Below are 18,644 nucleotides of genomic sequence, written 5' to 3'. Positions count from 1 at the left end.
AGACCCGCTTCGGCGGGTTTTCTTTTTTCTGGGGGCGGTATGGGAAGTGCGGTAGCAGCGCGAAGCATTCGCGGGAGCAAGGGCGGCGAGGCCACACAGAAGCAGCCGACGATTGCGCTAAACAGCACAGCTTCGATTGCTACCGCGCGCATTGTCTACCTGTGGAGCTGGGGGCCGATCGTTGGACCGGTGAACGGCCTGCGCTCGGTGAAGCTCGACGGCACGCCGCTGGTGGCCGAGGACGGGACGGTCAACTTCCCGGGCGTGAAGTGGCAGTTCCGCAATGGCGAGCTGAACCAGCAGCGTCTTGAGGGCATTGCCGAGTCCAGCAACGAAGTTGACGTGAACCAGCAACTGATCAGCACCACGCCCTACCTGCGCACAGTCAACAACCCGGTGCTGGACGCCCTGCGTGTGCGTCTCAGCTGGCCACAGCTCCAGTCTCAGGACCAGAGCGGCAACATCAACGGCGTGCGCATCAATTACGCCATTGACCTGGCCACCGACGGCGGGCCGTTCGTGCAGGTGCTCGCGGACTTCGTTGATCGGAAGAACGTCACCAAGTACGAGCGCAGTCACCGGCTCAACTTGCCTGCGGGCAGTCGCTGGACCATGCGCGTGCGCCGGATCACGCCCGAGGCCAACAGCTCGCTGATTCAGGACAGCATGTTTATCGAGGCGGTGGCCGAGGTCGTAGACAGCGATCAGGAATTTCCTCTCACCGCCGTGGGCTGCGTTGAATATGACGCCCAGCAGTTCGGCGGCGATATCGCCAAGATTGCCGTCCTGATGCGCGGGCGCATCGTGCGCGTGCCATCCAACTACGACCCGGAGACGCGGACCTATACCACGTCTGGCGCAGGCACCAGCAACGGCATTTGGGACGGTACGTTCAAAGAGGCTTACACCAACAACCCGGCCTGGGTGTGCTACGACATAGCGCTGAACCCGTATTACGGCCTCGGGCACCGGATCGACGCCACGATGGTCGACCGCTGGAACCTGTACCGCATCGCGCAGTATTGCGACCAAATGGTGCCGAACGGCATGGGCGGTGTGCACCCACGCTTGACCTGCAACATCTACCTGCAGAAGCAGGCGGATGCCTACGCCGTGTTGCAGGACCTTTCGGCAATCTTTCACGGCATGAGCACCTGGGACGGAAGCCAGATCACGTTCACCGCTGATATGCCTGGCGACCCGGTCTACACCTACAACCCTTCGCAGATCCTGAACAACGGTGAAATCCAGTATTCGGGCACCCGGGCGCGCGACCGCCACAACCTGGCAATGGTGACGTGGGACAACCCGGCCCAGAGTTTTGCGACGGACAAAGAGCCTGTCTTTGATGATGTGGCGATGGCTGAATCTGGATCGGTCAATGAACTGTCGGTGGACGCCTACGGCTGCACTTCACTCGGGCAGGCGCAGCGCGCTGGCCAGTACGCGCTGATCACCGAGCAGACGCAGACAAGGCCCGCGACCTTCCGTGTGGGCCTGGACGGCGGCATTCCTAAGACCGGGCAGATCATCGCCGTGGCCGACCCGATGCTGGCCGGCCGCGCGAATGGCGGGCGTATCAGCTCGGTGGCGGGGCGGGTGATTACCGTTGACCGTGACATCGATCTTTCGACCGGTGCCAAGCTGCGCGTGAACCTGCCAAGCGGCAAGACCGAGGCGCGGGTGATCAGCTCGCTGGATGGGCGTCGCGTCACCCTCGCGGCCAGCTTTAGCGAGGTGCCGGAAGCCGAATGCGGCTGGATCCTCGAATACGACGACCTGAAAACCATGCAGTTTCTGGTGCGCAACATCACGCGCCCGGAATGGCACCAGTACCAGCTCGAGTGCATCCAGCACGAGCCGAGCAAGTTTGACGCCATCGACTTCGGCGCCGTGGTGGATATCCGGCCCATCAGCGGCATACCGGTGGGCGTGCAGGCTGCGCCGGGCGCGGTGTTCGTGACTCAGCACGTTGTGATTGAGCAGGGTATCGCCGTCACCAACATGACCATCAGTTGGGATGCTGCGCCAGGCGCGGTTGCGTATGACGTGGAATGGCGCTGGGGCTCGCGTGAGTGGGTCAAGATGCCACGCACGGGCGAGCAGTCGGTTGATGTGCCCGGAATCTACTCCGGCCAGTACATGGCCAGGGTGCGCGCTGTCAGCGCCCTGAACGTCTCGTCTCTGCCGGTCACATCGCTGCTGACGAACCTGCAGGGCAAGACCAGCTTGCCGCCGGCTGTCACCTCGCTGACTGCCGCTTCGCTGATCTTCGGCATCAAGTTGAAATGGACCTTCCCACCAGGCGCTGAGGACACGCAGCGCACTGAAATCTGGTACGGGCCGACGACCGATCTGGCCAAGGCCACGAAACTCAGCGACCTGGCCTACCCGCAGTCGGAACACGTCATGCAGGGGCTGCTGGCGGGTGTGACGTTCTTCTTCTGGGCGCGCCTGGTGGACCGGACCGGGAACATCGGGCCGTGGTATCCAGCCGGTGTCGGCGTAATGGGGCAGAGCGGCAGTGATGCAACCCCTGTGCTTGGCCTTCTGACGGGCAAGCTTACGGAAAGTCAGTTCGGCGAGCATCTGCTGGACCGCATCGATTTAATTGATGGTGACGGCCCTGGCTCAGTCAATGAGCGCTTGGACGAGCTCAAGGCCGAGATCGGAGAAATCACTGACGCGCTGGTGTACGTGCCGACCGACGCCTACGTGCGCGACAACACCGTCCGCGTCGGCGACAACCTCTGGACGGCCATCGCGGCGGTGCCTGCGGCTGCCAATGGATCGAACGGCCCGCCGAACCCGGCTTACTGGGTCAACAGTGGACAGTCGATCCGCACTGCAAATGCTCTGGCCGCTCAGGTAACGAAGAACACCACTGACATCACCACGGTTGACGGCAAGACCACTGCGACTGCCACACAGATGCAGGCCGTGCAGGCACAGTATCGGGCCGATAGCGGTGAGGGCGATCTGCTCGATGCGCTAAGAGGATGGGATAGCGCGGCCAGCGCAGCACAGGAAGTGAAGGTCAGGGCGGAAGAGAACTTCGCACAGGCCGAGCGAACGACGTCGCTTCAGGCGCGTGTCGGCACCACCGAAGCGCGAATCACCACCGTCGAGACGACGACTGCCACGGACCGTGAGGCAACTGCCCAGCGGATTACGGCAATCGATTCTCGCGTAGGTACGAGCGAATCGAAGATCACGACGATTGAGTCGACCGCAAACACGGACCGGCAGGCCACGGCTCAGCAGCTTTCAACGCTGACTACGGCAGTTGGAACAAGCCAGACCGCCATTCAGACCGAAGCAACTGCCAGGTCTGACGGCGATACGGCATTGGGCAGGCGTGTTGATACGGTCCAGGCAGCCGCCAACGAAGCCAGCATTAAGGTCCAGCAGACATCCAGTGCGTTAGCTACCACCAACAACAAGCTGGCTGGGATCTGGTCGGTGCGGATGGAGCTTTCGCAGAGCGGGATACCGTATTCGGCAGGCTTCGGTCTGGGGCTTGAGAGCGGGGCGGCTGGCACAACCTCGCAGTTCGTGGTGAGGGCCGACACGTTCCTGGTGATGAACACCAGCTCTCAATCGCCACAGTCGTTTTTCGGTATCACTGGCGGGCAGACATTCATTCAGTCGGCGTTTATTCAGGACGGCACGATCACCAACGCCAAGATTGGGAGCTACATCAGTTCGACCAATTACCTGGCCGGGCAGAGCGGCTGGATTCTCAACAAAAACGGCACGCTCGAAATCAACGGAATGGTCGCAGGCGGTGGCCGATTGGTGATTACAAACCGATCAGTCCGCGTCTACGACGCCAACAACGTCAAGCGCGTGCAACTCGGAGATCTCAGTGAATGAGCAACGGAATGATGGTATGGGGCGCAGACAGCGCGCTCCAGTTGGATGAAACGTCATTTACGATTCGGGTTGTACTGTCGACACTCGTCACGTTCTCCGGCACGGCAAAGACCAGTCAGGACTTCGCTGTACCGGGAGTGGGGCCGGGTAACGGTGTGGCAATAGTCATACCGTCTGGCACTTACGACAACAATCAAAGGCAGCACGAAACGGAGCTGGTTGACGGGATTGCTCGAGTCTACAACCACACCAGAACTTATGGATCAAGCACGGTTTCCTCAGGGACTATGCGGCTGATCGTTATGAGGTTTTCATAATGGCGGATACATACGGCCTGGAGTTTTCCAACAACAGCAATGTGGTCGTTCTCGATTCGCAATATGCGCGCCTGATGGTGATTGCTTCGGGGCGCTATCAGCCCACCGAGGAAAGCGGGCTTGGCTCGACCACTTATTTTCCTAGGCCAGTTACCTCGCAAGAGCCGCCTTTGGTTTTCGTGCGACCTGACACCGTTAATGCGATTGCAGGTCTATGTCTCATGCGCCTGGTTGGATCGGCTGGAAATTGGACTGGCTTCTATGTTCGGGCCTATGACGTGAACACTGCGCAACCAAACGGCCGGTACTTCGTTGCACAGTTCGCGGCCCAGCCCGTTGCCGACTTCGGGATGCGGCTCTGGGATGGCGCTACAAATCTGCTGTTTGATTCGGGAACCGCAAGCGCGAATTTTACCAGATCGTTTCAGAGTTGGACGTACGAGAAGTTTGACTACACTGCGCAAAATCTTGTCCGCTGTTACTACTCGGTCGCTTTCAACTTTCCAGCAAACGAGTACTTGCTTATCAACTCGTTTGGCATGGGGATGAACTCTGGTAGCGCCATATCAAGGGCTCTCTACTGCTGGTGGGATTTCCCGAACAGCAAGCTTTATGCAATCACTATTGCGGCCTCCAACCCAACAGCATTCTTTCTGCCGGCAGTCTTCGCAAAGATGAATGTCTAAGAAACCCATTTAGAGAGTAAGAAATATGCCTTGGTATAAAACCGGGACGGTTTCCGTTACCCAAAATTCAAACGCCGTTATTGGCAGTGGTACGGCATTCATTGCAAACAGCCGTGTCGGCGATGGCTTTCGTGGCCCGGATGGCGGCTGGTACGAGGTGACGAACATCGCCAGTGATACGGCCATGTCGATATCGCCAAACTATCAGGGTGCTACCAACGGCGCTGGCGGGTATGCGCTGGCTCCGCTGCAGGGCTACGTCAAGGAATCTGCCGACCGGCTGCGCGCTTTGGTTTTGCAGTACGGCGAAAAGCTGGCCGCGCTGGGCACGACCGGGAACTACGACATCCTGCCGGTGTTAAAGGGCGGGACTGGCGCTACTGATGGCGTTTCAGCGCTTACAAGTCTTCGCATGAAAGGTGGCGTATACGACGCCCTGATCAAAAGCGTCGGCTTTCGAGGTGCGCCGGTCGGCTATAACGTGCAAGGCCTTTACATGGGTTGGAACGGTAACGGCGACGGCGGGGCGAACTACATCTGCAACCGTGGCGGTGGCCTTGGCGGGCATGCATGGTGGTCCGTAAACTCGGACAACACGGCAGCCGGTCCAGTAATGACCTACTCCTATGGCGGCGTCCTGACCATTAAAGAAGTATCAACAACACTTGTTTCCACCAATCAGATCAACGGGTTGACTACGCCTATTGCTCTCGCTCAGGGCGGAACTGGCGGGAAAGATCAAGCTTCCGCGCGCGTTGCGCTGGGCCTTGGAGCGGGTCAGGCCCCCGTTTTTGCTGGCCTGGATATCGCCGGAAGAATTTCATCTTACGGAAATTGGTGCCGTACTGGGTTCAGCGGTAGTAAAGGCGGAACTGTATATAACTTCAACTGGACCGGTAACAACGTCGATGTTTATATCGACAACACATATGTTGGCACGATGACACTGTTCACGTCTGACTACCGGATCAAGAAGTTCATCAAGGAATTAAAGGTCCCTTCCTTTTTGGACAGGATTGACGCATATCGCCTTGTAACCTATGAGCGCAAAATATTTGGCGATGTGTTCCGAGGCGACGGCAGGGTCTACCAAGGCCTGATCGCGCATGAGGCCCAAGAGGTCAACCCGCTTGCCGTCACCGGAGAGAAGGACGGCGTCGATGAAAACGGCAACGCACGTATCCAGCAGCTCGACCCGATGGCACTGATCACCGATCTGATGGGGGCCGTCAAAGAGCTGCGCGCCGAAGTGGCCGCGCTCAAGGCGTCGATTCAGCCAGCACCAGAACCTGTCACCGCGTAACACCTGCACAGCAACACTCGCACCCCGCCATCGAGCGGGTATTTTTTTGCCTGGAGAAACCCAAATGCCGATCACCGCGCAGCAGCTGCTGCAGATACTCCCGAGCGCCGGCCAGAAAGCCGGCGTTTTTGCACCCGTCCTGAACACAGCAATGAGCAAGTACCAGATCGTCACGAGGCTGCGTATCGCGGCGTTCATTGCCCAGGTGGGCCACGAGTCGGGACAGTTGCGTTACGTCCGCGAGCTGGGCGGCAGCGCCTACCTGTCGAAGTACGACACCGGCAAGCTGGCTGAACGTCTGGGTAACACGCCCGAGGCCGACGGCGACGGCCAGCTTTACCGTGGCCGGGGCCTGATCCAGGTGACAGGCCGGTCGAACTACGAGGCGTGCGGCGAAGCGCTGGGCTTGGACCTGATCAACCATCCCGAATTGCTCGAGCTGCCGCAGTACGCCGCGATGTCGGCGGGGTGGTTCTGGCACCGGGCCGCGCTCAACACGCTGGCCGACAAGGGCGACTTCCTGACCATCACCAAGCGCATCAACGGCGGCACGAACGGTCTGGCTGATCGGCAGGCGCTGTACGCCCGAGCGCTTGAGGCTGTTTGTTAGGGCACTCTGGATCTTCGATAAAGCCTCGTCCAGCGCAGTGTGTGCAATCGTCGCGCACTGCGAATCCATCCAGGCAATGGAGGCATCTGGTAAATATCGAGTAGCTGTGACGCTCCCACAGCGCTACGTAGGCTTTGAAGTCGCCTTGGTCGAGAGCTACTGCCGAGGCATCTATCAGCGCTCGGTATTGATCTTCATCGGTCAGGCGCTGGCAGTCCACGCCGTTGATCTGCCTGGATTGCTCCACCAGCGTTAAGGTCTGGCCGGTTTCGGTGTAGATGTACCGCCCCTCAAGCGTTCCGTACTTCTTGTGGTCCCTCATGATGAGTTCGTTTTCAGCATTCAGGAATGCGAAGTGAGCGGCATGGTACGGCGACTGATCAGAGTCATGCAGAACGTAGCGTGAGTTCAGCAGGCTCCCGACTACGGTGCCACCCTTGTTGAAGGCCAGATACTCCGATGCCTGGTGCCGCCATTCGTGGTTGCCTTCTTCTGTGAAGTGGCAGAACGCGGCGCTGGCCAGCTCAAAAAGTTCGAAGCGCTCCAGTGGGTCAATTGCTCCAGCTGCCTGCATGTCCTCGGCCATGCGCGCCAGAAACCTGTAGGTGAATGCAGGGTTCGTCCATTGCCTCCTGTCGTTGAGCCTTTTGTGCCATTCGGCCAAGGCTTCTGAGCTATTGCTCTGATTCATAGGAGTGATTCTCAAGTGCTGTATGTGTATACAGTATTTGAGTCTTTCAGATTTTGGGAGTGGTGTTCGTCGGCAGAACGCCGGGGGTGGGGTAGTTGCGCAAGACCGACCTTTAAATCTTCCCCAAAACGCAACCATAAGCATCTGATTTTATTGGGGCGGCAAAGTCGGCAAGCACAACTTTAAAAATGATGTTTTTATTCGTTAAGGTATTGATTTTATAGGGGTATTTCGGATTTGCCGGGTTATTCCAGTCGGCGACCACCAGATCGAACGCATCGGCCTTCCATCGCTCAAGCCCCTGCGCGCCGTTTTCAGCCATCTCGCAGTGATGGCCGAGAAAGCCGAGTTGCTGGCACAGCAGCAAACGATTGGCAGGGTGGTCGTCGACGATCAGGATTCTGAGCACCTGATGGGCCGCCGCCGGTGGTTTTGTCGCGACAGGCTGCCTGGTCATTGGTTCGAGTGTGGTCAGCAGCAGGTTCATGCTGATCCGGGTGCCGTTGCCCGGTTCACTGTCGAGCGAGAGGTTGCCGCCCATCATCATGCACAGGCTGCGACAGATCACCAGCCCCAGCCCGGCGCCGGTGCGGGCCATCTGTCCGGTGTTGTCGGCCTGGGCGAAAGGCTCGAACAGACGCTTCTGGTCTTCGACGCTGATGCCTATGCCGCTGTCCTGCACGGTGATGTGCAGGTGCAGTAATTGCGGATCCGGATTATCGACCGCCTGCAGGGCGATCTTGACGCGTCCCATCGGGGTGAACTTGATGGCATTGCTGACCAGATTGGAGAGTATCTGCTTGAAGCGCAGCGGGTCGATCAGTACGTCGGTGTTGATCCGGCTGTCCAGCTCCAACACCAGGTCGAGGTCTTTCTGGCGCGCCAGGCCGTCAAATACCCTGAGCACCGACTCGACCAGTTGCCGCAGGTTCGCCCGTTCGGGGTTCAGCGCCAGCCTTCCGGACTCGATCCGCGCGATATCGAGAATATCGCCGATCAGGTCCAGCAGATCGTTGGCCGAGCTGTAAGCCACTTCGATGGCGGAGCGATCCAGCTCGCCCTGATCGGCACGCTTGAGCGCCAGCTCCAGCATGCCGATCACGGCGTTCATAGGCGTGCGGATTTCATGGCTCATGGTCGCCAGGAAAGTACTCTTGGCACGGCTGGCGGCGTCGGCCTGTTCCTTGGCCGCCTGCAGGTCTTCGATCAGTTGGCGACGATCGCTGATGTCGATCCAGCCACCAATGATGCCCTGTACCTCGCCCAGCGAGTCACGAAAGGGCAGGATCCAGTGGTAGATGGTCAGTTGGCGGTCGCCGATGTGCAGCGGGCGGTCAAGAATCAGCGCGGTGTTGCTGGCCATGACCCGTTGATAATCGGCAGCGTATTCGCGTGCCTCGAAAGCATTGCCCAGCACCCTTTCGGTAGCACTCTTGCCGATGATGTCTTCGCGCTGCGCGGAAAAGGCCCTGAGGTAACTGTCATTGCACATTTGCAGCAAACCATCGCGATCGCGCACGTAGATCGGATGAGGCGTGCCGTCGACCAGTGCCCTCATGAACTCGTACTGATCGCTGAGGGCACGCTCTGCGGCTTCGCGCTGGCGTATCTGCCGGCGCATCCAGGCATTCCATACCAGCAGGCCCAGCAGCAACAGGCCCGCACCAATCACAATCTGATAGATCAGCCGCTGGTAGTCGTGCCAGCTGGCGCTTGAGGGGGTGTAGGCGCGCCAGCGGTTGTTGATCGCAGCCAGATCCTGCGGCGCGATGCTCGCCAGCGCCTTGTCGAGAATCGAGCTGAGTTCCAGAGCGTTGCGCGACGTGGCCATGGAGATCAATGCCGGGTCCTCGCCGACCGTGGCCGTCATCTGCAAGCGTTCCTCGAAGATCCCGGAAGACAGGAAGTAATCCGCGCTCAGCAACGAGACGACGGCACCTTCCGTTCTGCCCACTGCCAGCATGTCCAGCGCCTGAAACGGGTTGTCGATTTCCAGTGGCACGACTCTCGGGTACTTGCGGCGCAGCCAGTCGAGCATCGGGCTGCCTTGAGTGATGGCCAGGCGTTTGCCGTCCATCTGTTCCAGGTAGCTGGGTGAGCCCTTGTCCTTGCGGGTAACCAGTACGAACGAGTTGTCGATGTAAGGCCGGCTGAAGCTCAGACGGTCTTCGCGCACATCGCTGGACACCAGCGCGCCGATCATGTCTGCCTGACCCTCGCTGATCTGGTTTTGCATGTCGGTCAGGCTCGGCGAGCGTTTGACATCAAATTTGAGCCCGGTGCGCAGGCGCACCAGTTCAAGCAAGTCGGCAGTGATGCCGCGAAAGTTGCCCTTGGCATCGAAGAATGTCAGCGGTGCGTAAGCTTCGTTGACCACCACACGCACGACCGGGTGCTGGGCAATCCAGCGTTCTTCACGTTGGGTGAGTTGCAGTTTCTGGTCGGTGAGCATCAGGTCGCTGCCGGTGCTCCAGCGTCTGGAAATGTCGATGCGCTCATCGACGGGAATCGCCTTCAGCGTCTGGTTGATGACGCCCAGCAATTGCGTGTTCTGGCCGCTGACGGCAAAACTGAAACCATTGGCCTCGTGCTTGCCGAAACTGGACATTTGCACATTGTTCAGATAGCCCTTGTTGATGATGTATTGGGTGGAAATCGTATCGCCCAGAAACACATCGGCCTGGTTGAAGGCCACGGCATTGATGGCATTCTGAAACGAAGGATAGGTTTTGAGAATGGCGCCGGGGTAGGTGGTTACGACATCGGCAGGCGGCAGATAGTGATAGACCATGCTCAGCCGCATGCCTTGCAGGCCTTCGTTCAACGGCCGTGTGTCGCCCACCCGGGTGACCAGCACGGGCTGGTCCACCGAATAAGGTTGTGAAAGCTTGATATCGCGCTCGACGGCCTCGAAACCGTTGGCGGTGCCCAGCAGGTCGACCTGACCTGCGATCAACGCCTTCATGGCGGCCTCGCGGCTGTCGAAGCGCTGGACCCTGACAGGCAGGTCCAGTGCATCCGAAATAATGCCCGCGTAATCGGCAGTGATGCCTTCGTAATCAGTCCCTGAAATGGTGATGTCGAACGGCGGATAGTCGGGGCTTGACGTGCCGAGAATCAGTTCACGTTGGGCGCGTACCCACTGCCACTGGCTGCTGTCCAGCTTCACGTCCATGTGCGCCGGGCTCGAACGGCCGAGCAGGGTGTAGTGATCGGCCGCGCCGGGGCCGGCCTGAGCGCTGCTCCAGCTCATGCACAGGCCTGTGGCCAGTATTAATAATTGTCTGAAGCGCGTGGGCATCCGGTCTCTCACACTAGCGCGTTGCGTTTTGCCATCTCGATAAGTTCTACCAAGGTTCTGGTTTTCAGTTTTTGCATAAGCCGTGTCTTGTAAGTGCTGACGGTCTTGTTACTGAGAAACATGCCTTTAGCTATTTCCTTGTTCGAGCGTCCCTGCGCAAACAATTGCAACACCATCAGTTCGCGGTCGTTGACCAACTTGAACAGCTCTAGCTCGCTGGTCATCCCGTCTTCACGAACCGCGCACGCCAATGCCTGGCTGGGAAAGTAATTGTAGCCGGATAATACCGCTTTTACCGAACTGAGCAGCTCGCTGAGGTCCTCCTGTTTGCATACATAACCGGAAGCACCGGATTGCATGCAGCGGATGGCAAACAGGTTGGGGGTCTGTGACGTCAGCACGAGGATCTTGGAGGGCAGCCCCATAGTGCTGAACCGCGCCAGCACCTCGAGCCCGTCCAGCTTGGGAATGCTGATGTCGAGGATGATCAGGTCGGGCATGCATTCGCGAACCATTTGCATAGCGTCGACACCATTATCGGTTTCGCCGACCACGGTGTAGTTTTCGTTTTCCAGCAGCATTCTTACAGCCATTCGAATAACCGGATGGTCATCGATGATAAAAACTGAGTTCATATTCCATTCCATAACAAGCAGCGAAGAAAGCGCGCACCTTAGCTCAGATGTTCGGGCAGGCACATGAAGAGACTTGCTCGGCAGGCATATATAGGAAAAGTCCTACAATATTTAACGTATCGGAGTACGTAAAAGCCTACGATGAACATAAGTGTGTTTAAACGTTAACGCGCATTTCGGTGTGATGATGGGTTATTGATGTGCAGGTTGTTTATAACTTCCTGGAATCATCAGGCCTGTTTATTGAAACTTTCCTACACGTCTGAACGCGAATTCACAGCTTTCAGCGTGTCGTCTGTTGCATCTTTTGTTAATCGCCGCGTACAAGAGTGTTGCGGTTCCGCTTCAGGTGCTGGCAGCAAAGGCAGGCCAAGCGGGTGCGGATAAAGCCAAGTGGCGGGCCTCAGGCAGGAATGTTTTCCAGCAAGCGGCTAAGGTCGGCGCCGTTCAGGGGTTTGCTCAGGCAGCCGAGCAGCGGCAGGTCGCGTTCCATCGCCAGTTGCTGCAGGCTTTCAAGCTGCGCGTCGGGTACGCCGCTGAGCAGGATGGCCTGTCGCAGCAGACCTTGTCTTGCCGCTTCGCTGATCAGTTCGATGCCCGCCATGTCCGGCAGGCACTGGTCGCACAGTAACAGCCCGTAAGGCTCGGGGCTGCGGTGCATGGCGTCCATCGCCTCTGCTGCGGTCAGTGCGGGAGTCAGCAGGAAGTAGCCCTGATTGTTGAGCAGCACCTGAGTGGCGATCAGTTGAAAAGGGTGATCCTCCACCAGCAGGATGCGCAGGCTGTGTTTGGACATGAGTTTTCCGGAAAAAACCTGGCGAGGCGTTCAGGCATCGGCAGGCTGCGTGCGGACCCGTAAGTGTCGCAGGCGGATGGATGACGTGCCGGTGCGGCGGTTGAAGTGGCTGGAATTATTGAGGGATGCAAGAAAACCTGCGATAGGACTCGTCTGACATGCGTGTAGGGCTTGTCTGAATTTTGCGTTGCAAGCAAGTCAGGCTGGCCAGTTTCCCGGTTCTGTCCGGGAAGCTGGCTGGCCGCTGCCGGTCAGATGTGCCCGGAGTGTCCGGTCATTTCCCGGGCCATTTCGCCTGCGTAGCTGTCGGTCATCCCCGCGATGAAGTCGATCATACGCAGGAACGAGGCATGCAGCGGCGCTTTGGGGTCGGGCGCGCTGTTGCCCAGCAGGTCGAGAATACGCCGGTGCTTGAAGGAGGGCGTGCGGCCACCAAACTGTTCGACGGCTGCCCCGCAAAAGGCGTTCAGGAGGATCTCCAGCGTGGTGTAGGCGCCGATTTCATGCAGCGTCTTGCGCTTGTCCTGAAAGATCTTCTTGCGAGCCATGTCCTTGGCGTTCAGCACGCAGCGTTTGGCCGGACCGTGCATGTGCTCGACCAAGTCGCCGGGCAGGGTGCCGGCCAGCAGTGCGTCCTGTTGTTCGACAAAGGCTCGCGCGGCCGCGTTGGTCAGGTGCTCGATGGCCTTGCCGCGCAGGATCGCCAGCTTGCGTCGGCGTGAATCACCGGGGCCCAGTTGCCGATAGGTTTCCGGCAGGTCATCGCCGACCAGCCCGAGCAGCAGGGACTCGACTTCTGCGTAGTCCAGCAGGTCCATTTCCAGACCGTCTTCCAGATCGATCAGCGCGTAACAGATGTCGTCGGCGGCTTCCATCAGGTAGACCAGTGGATGGCGTGCCCAGCGCTGCTCTTCAAGTTGCGGCAGGCCAAGCTTGCTGGCGATCTGCTCAAGAATCGGCAGTTCGCTCTGGTAGCAGCCGAACTTGTGCTTCTTGTACCCCAGCGAATCGGCATGGCGAGCCGTCCACGGGTATTTGAGGTAAGTACCCAGCGTGGCGTAGGTCAGGCGTGTGCCGCCGTCGAACTGGTGATATTCCAGCTGCGTGAGCACCCGGAACCCCTGCGCATTGCCCTCGAAGTTGAGAAAGTCGTTGCGCTCGGTCTCGCTCATCGCATCGAGCCAGCCTCGTCCGGCCGCCAGGTTGAACCAGTTGCGAATCGCATCTTCGCCGGAGTGGCCGAACGGAGGGTTGCCGATGTCGTGGGCCAGGCAGGCCGACTGCACGACCATGCCCAGGTCGCTGGGGTCGCACCAGTCGGGCAGGGCAGAGCGCAGGGTCTCGCCGACGCGCATGCCCAGCGAGCGGCCAACGCAGCTGACTTCCAGTGAGTGGGTCAGCCGAGTATGGATGTGGTCGTTGCTGGACACCGGATGGACCTGCGTCTTGCGCCCCAGACGGCGGAAGGCACCGGAAAAGATGATCCGGTCGTGGTCCTTGTGAAACGGGCTGCGCCCCAGTTCTTCGGGGCTGTGCAGGGTTTTGCCGAGTCGTTCGCGGTTAAGCAGGGTCTGCCAATCCAAGGCGGTCACTCCATCAATGATAGTGGCTTAGCTTCCCGGTTCGACGGGCCTGCCGCAAGGCCTTAAGTATGCAGAGAGGTAAACAGGCACGCATGAAAAACAAATGCCCGCCGCGAAACATCGGGACGGGCATTCGGTTTCAAGCCTGATTCATATCAGGGCGCAGTCAGAGCCTGTGGTTGCGGTTCTGTATAGCGCGGCGCTGCAGGGCCACCTTGATCAGCGGCGTCAGGGTGATGCCGAGTTTCAACAGGCGGCCCAGAAAGCTGGTACGCCCGGTCCTGGCGCGCTTGCCACTGAGAAAGCCCAGCAGGGCGACCGAACCCACGCCCCAGAGCGGCGCGTGGCGAAAGCCCAGTGCGCTTTTCCAGTCGTGGCGGATGCCACGAAAGCGTTGCAACGGCTGCAGTAGTTGCGTCGATTCGTGACGTATTTCCTGACGGTGCATTTCCATGCGCAGGCGTATCAAGGCCTTGCGCAGTTCACGGCGAGTATTGCTCTGGTGCGATTTGGGTTCACTCATGGCATCAATCGCTCACGGTCGTTGGCCAGTTCTTCGAGGGTCGCATGAAACGGCGACGACTCATCGAAAATCGCTGCTTTGAGGCGCAATCCGCAGAAGATCGCGGCCAGAAAGTAGAACGTGCACAGGCCGATGATCCCGGCCAGTCGATAGCTGTCCCACAGAACGATCAGCAGCAGCGCCGAGAGCCCCGTGAGCAACAGCAGGCCGAAAACCAGCGCCAGCCCTGCGAACAGCAACAGGCTGACAGTGCGCGCCTTCTGCTCTTGCAGCTCGATGCCGAACAGTTCGACGTGGCTGTGCAACAGACCAAGGAAGGCGGCGCCGAGGCGCCGCGGTGTAGAGCCCGGAGTTCCCTCGGGCGGTGCTGATTCCGTTCCCAGAGTCATGATGTTAGCGCCTTGTGGCCAGCAGACCGATCAGAAAGCCGACACCTGCGGCGATACCGACGGACTGCCAGGGGTTGTTCTGGACATAGTCTTCTGTAGCAACCACTGCCGCTTCACCGCGCTCGCGCAGCGAATCTTCGGTGGTTTTAAGTGTTTCCTTGGCACGCAACAGGCTTTCACGAATCTGGGCACGCAGTTCGTCGGCCTGATCACCTGCCAGAGAGGCGGTGTGTGCCAGCAGTTTCTCGGTATCTGCAACCAGTACCTGGAAGTCGGCCCTCAGGATTTCCTGAGCATTCTGTGCGGTTTGGCGAGCCATGGTTTTCTCCGTTTAGGTGGCATATGGGTGTTTCGAGTACAGGTGATTCCTGAAGGTTCACTTCGATTGCCGTATCGTGTTCGATCAGGCCGTCCGCTGTTCAGAGTGTGTAAAAACGTCACGAGCGAAGGCAAGACAAGGCAAAAACAGGCGAAAAAGCGGAGTCTAGGTGTTCTAAATGAGCATTTTTCGCCTGTTTTTAACGCAGTATTGCCGAGCGCAGTAGTTTTTACACAGTCTGGGCCGCTGCACCTTACTCCAAAAGCACCCGCCAGGAAAAACCACACGTTGAGGGTTCCGTATTTCTGGCCTTTGGCTATGCTTGAAACGCGCGAGCCTGTGCACGGTAATTGAGAAGGCACTGAAGATGAGCGCATCGAGCCGAACGGAGAGAGGCATGGAGCGGCTGTATTCCCTGCAGGGGCTCAGAGGCGTTGCAGTCCTGGGTGTGGTTTTGTTTCACATGATGTCGGTCGAGAGCAAGTTTTCCGGGGGTGATATTCTTCTGCCGCCGCTGCTCGATTTTTTTCAGTTGGGTGTGGATCTGTTTTTTGTCATCAGCGGTTTCGTGATGGTGATTGTCAGTCGTGGCCGCTTCCAGAGTGGCGCAGAGGCCCGGCGCTTTCTGTTCAATCGGGTGTCGCGGATCTATCCCACGTACTGGCTGTATTTTTTCATCACCCTGGCGGTGTTTCTGGTACAGCCGGGGATGGTCAACAGTGGGCACGGTGGGTCCAACCTGCTCATGTCCTTCCTGCTGCTGCCCAATGACAAGGTGTTGCTGGTGATGGTCGCCTGGTCACTGCTTTTCGAGCTGTGGTTCTACGTGGTGTTCTCCGGTTTTCTACTGTTTCGTGAACGCAGCCTGCCGCTGCTGCTCGGCGGCTGGGCATTGATCATTGTCGTTTTCAACGCACTGGCAGACTGGCAGGACTATTCTTCCGCTCTAAAAATCATCCTGCATCCTTATTCGCTGGAGTTCATCCTCGGCGCTGCGCTGGCGCTGTTCTTCTATGGTCGCCACAGTGCAAGGTTGCCATCGGTTGCCGTCTGCGCCTTGCTGGCGGTCGCGCTGTTGGTGGCGGTGCCGCTGATAGGTGTTTACCGGCTTTACGACAGTCAGGGTTTGTTGCGCATGCTGATGGTTGGCGGGACGTTCGGCACACTGGTGCTGACGCTGGCCTTGCTGGAGCGGCGCCGGCGGCTCGTCGTGCCGGGTTTTCTGGTCGCTACAGGTGACATGTCCTACACCATTTACCTGTCACATCTGCTGGTGCTCGGCGTGATCGGGCGGGTCTGGAGCCTGGTGGGGGCCTGGCCCGAGAGTTACCTGGACAACCTGTTTTTCGCCGTGCTGATGATGGCGGCGGCGGTATGTTACGGCTGGGTCGGCTATCGCTGTTTCGAGAAGCCTGTGCTGGACCGCGCCAACGCGTTCAGCAAGACGCATTTTCGGGTGTCGACGTGATATGGCGTCAGGCCTAGAATCAGGTTTTGGTTGTCACGTAGAGGCTTGTCACGTAGCCGTCGAGGGTCAATTATGCTCATGCCACCCGAATGCCAGCTGTTCAGCACCTTGGGGTGCCCGTTGTGCGAGGTCGCCGAAGCGGTGCTGCTGCCGTTTGCAATCGAGCATGGCCTGATGGTCGAGCTGATCGACATCGGCGAGCATGAGCAACTGTTAGAGCGTTATGAACTGCGCGTTCCAGTGCTGCGCCGCATCGACACGGGCGAGGAACTGGAGTGGCCCTTTGAAGCGCCTCAAGTGGTTTCTTTTCTCAGCCGTTGAACGGCATTTTTCTCCACCATTCCCGGACCCGACGCGCCTTGAATATCGACACCCGCATCAAATTTCGCCATCTGGTGTGCTTTCTGGAAGTGGCACGGCAGGGCAGTCTGGCGCGGGCCTCCGATGCGCTGGCGATCAGTCAGCCTGCCTTGTCCAAAAGCCTCAAGGAGCTGGAAACCCTGCTGGCCACGACCTTGTTCGTGCGCAGCAAGAGCGGTGCGGCGCTGACCGACGCGGGCGTGGCGTTCATGCGTTTCGCCGGGCCCAGCGTCCAGGCGTTGCGCGACGGGGTCAGCAGCTTGCGCTCCGGCGAGCATGAAACCGTTACGGCGCGGCTGGGCGTGCTGTCCACCGCCGAAAGCCTGCTGGTGCCAGAGGTCGTCAAGCGCCTGCACACGCGCCACCCGGCGTTGATCGTCAGTGTGATGACTGGCCCAAGCGCCTATCTGCTCTCGCAATTGCGTGTCGGCGAGCTGGACCTGGTGGTCGGGCGCATGACCGACAGCCCGCAGATTCAGGGGCTTACTTTCGAGCACTTGTACCACGAGTCAATGACGCTGGTGGTGCGCAATGACCACCCGCTGCTGGCTGCGCCGCTCAAGCGTGAAAGCCTGGAGCAGTTCCCGCTGGTGCTGCCGCTGGCGGGCACCACCATCCGCAAGTTTGCCGACAGCCTGTTCGTGCAGTGCGGTATTCAGATGCCGCGCCAGCGCCTGGAAACCCTTTCACTGACCCTGAGCCGCCGTTACGTGCAGTGCAGCAATGCGATCTGGATTGCACCGCTGGACGCTGTGTTGCTGGAGTTGAAAGGCGGCACTCTGGTCGAACTGGATATGGGAATTCGCGAGCCGGGCGGCTCGGTTGGCCTGTGCAGCAACCCGGCCTTGCCACTGACGCGCGCAGCGCAGTGGTGCGTGGATGAGTTGCGAACCGTCGGTGCGGCGTACCGGGAAGGGCAGTATGCATAACCAATTGGTTATGGATGCGTGGTTTTATTTCAGTTCTCTGTAAGCATAAATAGCGCGACACTTCGCCGCAGCCTGTAGCGCAAGTGATCGACGCCTGCGCGTCCATAAGAAAAACAAGGAGAACGCCATGTCCGCCGTGGACAATAGCCGCTTTGTCATTCGTGATCGAAACTGGCACCCCAAAGCCCTGACGCCTGATTACAAGACCTCTATACTCCGTTCGCCGCGTCAGGCGCTAGTCAGTATTCCGCAATCCATTTCCGAAACCACCGGGCCGGATTTCTCGCATTTGCAGTTTGGCCAGCACGACAACGACCTGCTGCTCAACTTCAACAACGGCGGGCTGCCCATCGGCGAACGCATTTTGCTCGCCGGTCGGGTCTGTGATCAGTATGGCAAACCGATTCCGCACACTCTGGTAGAGATCTGGCAGGCCAATGCCGGCGGGCGCTACCGTCACAAACGTGATGCGTACCTGGCCCCGATCGACCCCAATTTCGGCGGTGTCGGCCGCACCTTGACCGACAGCGAAGGCAATTACAGCTTTCGCACCGTCAAGCCGGGTCCGTACCCGTGGCGCAACGGCCCCAACGACTGGCGTCCGGCGCACATTCACGTGTCGATCAGCGGCCCGTCGATTGCCACGCGATTGATCACCCAGCTGTATTTCGAAGGCGATCCGTTGATTCCGATCTGCCCGATCGTCAAGTCGATCACCAACCCGGATGCGGTGCAGAGCCTGATCGCCCGGCTTGATCTGGCACTGGGCAACCCGATGGACTGCCTGGCGTATCGCTTTGACATCGTGTTGCGCGGTCAGCGCAAGACGCACTTCGAAAACTGCTGAGGAGGCCCGAC

The 18,644-nt window shown here is 59.0% G+C and carries 17 protein-coding genes; 9 read left to right on the top strand and 8 right to left on the bottom strand.

Translation table 11 applies throughout. The features are described from left to right. Positions 1-39 precede the first annotated feature (39 nt). The 5 genes from QRN38_RS05240 to QRN38_RS05220 all read left to right on the top strand — a co-directional run bounded on the left by QRN38_RS05240 (position 40) and on the right by QRN38_RS05220 (position 6,792). Positions 40-3,876 carry a TipJ family phage tail tip protein gene (locus QRN38_RS05240; RefSeq protein WP_057419207.1) on the top strand — a complete coding sequence of 1,279 codons (3,837 nt, stop codon included), beginning with the start codon at positions 40-42 and terminating at the stop codon, positions 3,874-3,876. Positions 3,877-3,884: 8 nt separating this feature from the next. Continuing rightward, positions 3,885-4,193 (top strand): hypothetical protein, encoded by a 309-nt coding sequence (locus QRN38_RS05235; RefSeq protein WP_010211519.1) that lies wholly within the window; start codon positions 3,885-3,887, stop codon positions 4,191-4,193. Continuing rightward, complete coding sequence (locus tag QRN38_RS05230; protein WP_007246386.1) at positions 4,193-4,879, top strand: hypothetical protein; 687 nt, start codon at positions 4,193-4,195, stop codon at positions 4,877-4,879. Before QRN38_RS05235 ends, QRN38_RS05230 begins: the two co-directional genes overlap by 1 nt. Positions 4,880-4,904: 25 nt before the next feature. Then, positions 4,905-6,182, top strand: a complete 1,278-nt coding sequence (locus QRN38_RS05225; RefSeq protein ID WP_285362372.1) for a tail fiber domain-containing protein — start codon at positions 4,905-4,907, stop codon at positions 6,180-6,182. A gap of 64 nt (positions 6,183-6,246) precedes the next feature. Beyond that, the gene (locus tag QRN38_RS05220) at positions 6,247-6,792 is read left to right on the top strand and encodes a glycoside hydrolase family 19 protein (protein WP_057419209.1); all 546 of its coding nucleotides are present in this window, start codon (positions 6,247-6,249) and stop codon (positions 6,790-6,792) included. On the opposite strand, the gene QRN38_RS05215 is transcribed toward QRN38_RS05220, so the two are convergent. The 8 genes from QRN38_RS05215 to QRN38_RS05180 all read right to left on the bottom strand — a co-directional run bounded on the left by QRN38_RS05215 (position 6,722) and on the right by QRN38_RS05180 (position 15,029). Further along, on the bottom strand, positions 6,722-7,483 hold the full coding sequence (locus tag QRN38_RS05215) for a hypothetical protein (protein ID WP_057419210.1): 762 nt from the start codon (positions 7,481-7,483) through the stop codon (positions 6,722-6,724). The genes QRN38_RS05220 and QRN38_RS05215 overlap by 71 nt on opposite strands. A gap of 112 nt (positions 7,484-7,595) precedes the next feature. Next, positions 7,596-10,736, bottom strand: coding sequence for a transporter substrate-binding domain-containing protein (locus tag QRN38_RS05210; protein WP_057419211.1), 3,141 nt, complete (start codon positions 10,734-10,736; stop codon positions 7,596-7,598). 56 nt (positions 10,737-10,792) lie between these two features. After that, entirely contained in the window at positions 10,793-11,419 is a 627-nt protein-coding gene (locus QRN38_RS05205) for a response regulator transcription factor (RefSeq protein ID WP_005765684.1), read from the bottom strand. Positions 11,420-11,822: 403 nt separating this feature from the next. Beyond that, complete coding sequence (locus QRN38_RS05200) at positions 11,823-12,215, bottom strand: response regulator (protein ID WP_003373331.1); 393 nt, start codon at positions 12,213-12,215, stop codon at positions 11,823-11,825. Positions 12,216-12,466: 251 nt separating this feature from the next. Next, a complete protein-coding gene (locus QRN38_RS05195) occupies positions 12,467-13,798 on the bottom strand; it encodes a deoxyguanosinetriphosphate triphosphohydrolase (protein WP_005765682.1) in 1,332 nt (443 codons plus the stop codon). Positions 13,799-13,964: 166 nt separating this feature from the next. Then, positions 13,965-14,321: a hypothetical protein gene (locus QRN38_RS05190; protein WP_005765681.1), complete on the bottom strand. Its 357-nt coding sequence runs from the start codon at positions 14,319-14,321 to the stop codon at positions 13,965-13,967. Next, on the bottom strand, positions 14,318-14,710 hold the full coding sequence (locus QRN38_RS05185) for a phage holin family protein (RefSeq protein WP_003373338.1): 393 nt from the start codon (positions 14,708-14,710) through the stop codon (positions 14,318-14,320). The genes QRN38_RS05190 and QRN38_RS05185 overlap by 4 nt, the downstream gene beginning before the upstream one ends. A 4-nt stretch (positions 14,711-14,714) precedes the next feature. Beyond that, the gene (locus QRN38_RS05180) at positions 14,715-15,029 is read right to left on the bottom strand and encodes an ElaB/YgaM/YqjD family protein (protein ID WP_003373339.1); all 315 of its coding nucleotides are present in this window, start codon (positions 15,027-15,029) and stop codon (positions 14,715-14,717) included. 397 nt (positions 15,030-15,426) lie between these two features. On the opposite strand from QRN38_RS05180, the gene QRN38_RS05175 reads away from it, so the two are divergent. The 4 genes from QRN38_RS05175 to pcaH all read left to right on the top strand — a co-directional run bounded on the left by QRN38_RS05175 (position 15,427) and on the right by pcaH (position 18,633). Next, positions 15,427-16,497, top strand: a complete 1,071-nt coding sequence (locus QRN38_RS05175) for an acyltransferase family protein (protein ID WP_007246379.1) — start codon at positions 15,427-15,429, stop codon at positions 16,495-16,497. A gap of 72 nt (positions 16,498-16,569) precedes the next feature. Beyond that, a complete protein-coding gene (locus QRN38_RS05170) occupies positions 16,570-16,818 on the top strand; it encodes a glutaredoxin family protein (RefSeq protein WP_007246378.1) in 249 nt (82 codons plus the stop codon). Positions 16,819-16,856: 38 nt separating this feature from the next. Continuing rightward, entirely contained in the window at positions 16,857-17,786 is a 930-nt protein-coding gene (gene pcaQ, locus QRN38_RS05165; protein WP_005765677.1) for a pca operon transcription factor PcaQ, read from the top strand. Positions 17,787-17,913: 127 nt separating this feature from the next. Further along, a complete protein-coding gene (gene pcaH, locus QRN38_RS05160; RefSeq protein WP_003373348.1) occupies positions 17,914-18,633 on the top strand; it encodes a protocatechuate 3,4-dioxygenase subunit beta in 720 nt (239 codons plus the stop codon). The last annotated feature ends 11 nt before the right edge of the window (positions 18,634-18,644 follow it).

The sequence above is a fragment of the Pseudomonas sp. CFBP2511 genome, from assembly GCF_030209255.1.
GTDB classification, from domain to species: domain Bacteria; phylum Pseudomonadota; class Gammaproteobacteria; order Pseudomonadales; family Pseudomonadaceae; genus Aquipseudomonas; species Aquipseudomonas avellanae.
The sequence above is the reverse complement of the archived record's forward strand: the minus strand, read 5'-3'. Positions and strand labels throughout refer to the sequence as shown.

Bases quoted from the DNA above. Each gene is read 5' to 3' on its own strand.
- QRN38_RS05240 (WP_057419207.1), top strand. From the start codon at position 40: ATGGGAAGTGCGGTAGCAGCGCGAAGCATTCGCGGGAGCAAGGGCGGC.
- QRN38_RS05235 (WP_010211519.1), top strand. From the start codon at position 3,885: ATGATGGTATGGGGCGCAGACAGCGCGCTCCAGTTGGATGAAACGTCA.
- QRN38_RS05230 (WP_007246386.1), top strand. From the start codon at position 4,193: ATGGCGGATACATACGGCCTGGAGTTTTCCAACAACAGCAATGTGGTC.
- QRN38_RS05225 (WP_285362372.1), top strand. From the start codon at position 4,905: ATGCCTTGGTATAAAACCGGGACGGTTTCCGTTACCCAAAATTCAAAC.
- QRN38_RS05220 (WP_057419209.1), top strand. From the start codon at position 6,247: ATGCCGATCACCGCGCAGCAGCTGCTGCAGATACTCCCGAGCGCCGGC.
- QRN38_RS05215 (WP_057419210.1), bottom strand. From the start codon at position 7,483: ATGAATCAGAGCAATAGCTCAGAAGCCTTGGCCGAATGGCACAAAAGG.
- QRN38_RS05210 (WP_057419211.1), bottom strand. From the start codon at position 10,736: ATGAGCTGGAGCAGCGCTCAGGCCGGCCCCGGCGCGGCCGATCACTAC.
- QRN38_RS05205 (WP_005765684.1), bottom strand. From the start codon at position 11,419: ATGAACTCAGTTTTTATCATCGATGACCATCCGGTTATTCGAATGGCT.
- QRN38_RS05200 (WP_003373331.1), bottom strand. From the start codon at position 12,215: ATGTCCAAACACAGCCTGCGCATCCTGCTGGTGGAGGATCACCCTTTT.
- QRN38_RS05190 (WP_005765681.1), bottom strand. From the start codon at position 14,321: ATGAGTGAACCCAAATCGCACCAGAGCAATACTCGCCGTGAACTGCGC.
- QRN38_RS05185 (WP_003373338.1), bottom strand. From the start codon at position 14,710: ATGACTCTGGGAACGGAATCAGCACCGCCCGAGGGAACTCCGGGCTCT.
- QRN38_RS05180 (WP_003373339.1), bottom strand. From the start codon at position 15,029: ATGGCTCGCCAAACCGCACAGAATGCTCAGGAAATCCTGAGGGCCGAC.
- QRN38_RS05175 (WP_007246379.1), top strand. From the start codon at position 15,427: ATGGAGCGGCTGTATTCCCTGCAGGGGCTCAGAGGCGTTGCAGTCCTG.
- QRN38_RS05170 (WP_007246378.1), top strand. From the start codon at position 16,570: ATGCTCATGCCACCCGAATGCCAGCTGTTCAGCACCTTGGGGTGCCCG.
- pcaH (WP_003373348.1), top strand. From the start codon at position 17,914: ATGTCCGCCGTGGACAATAGCCGCTTTGTCATTCGTGATCGAAACTGG.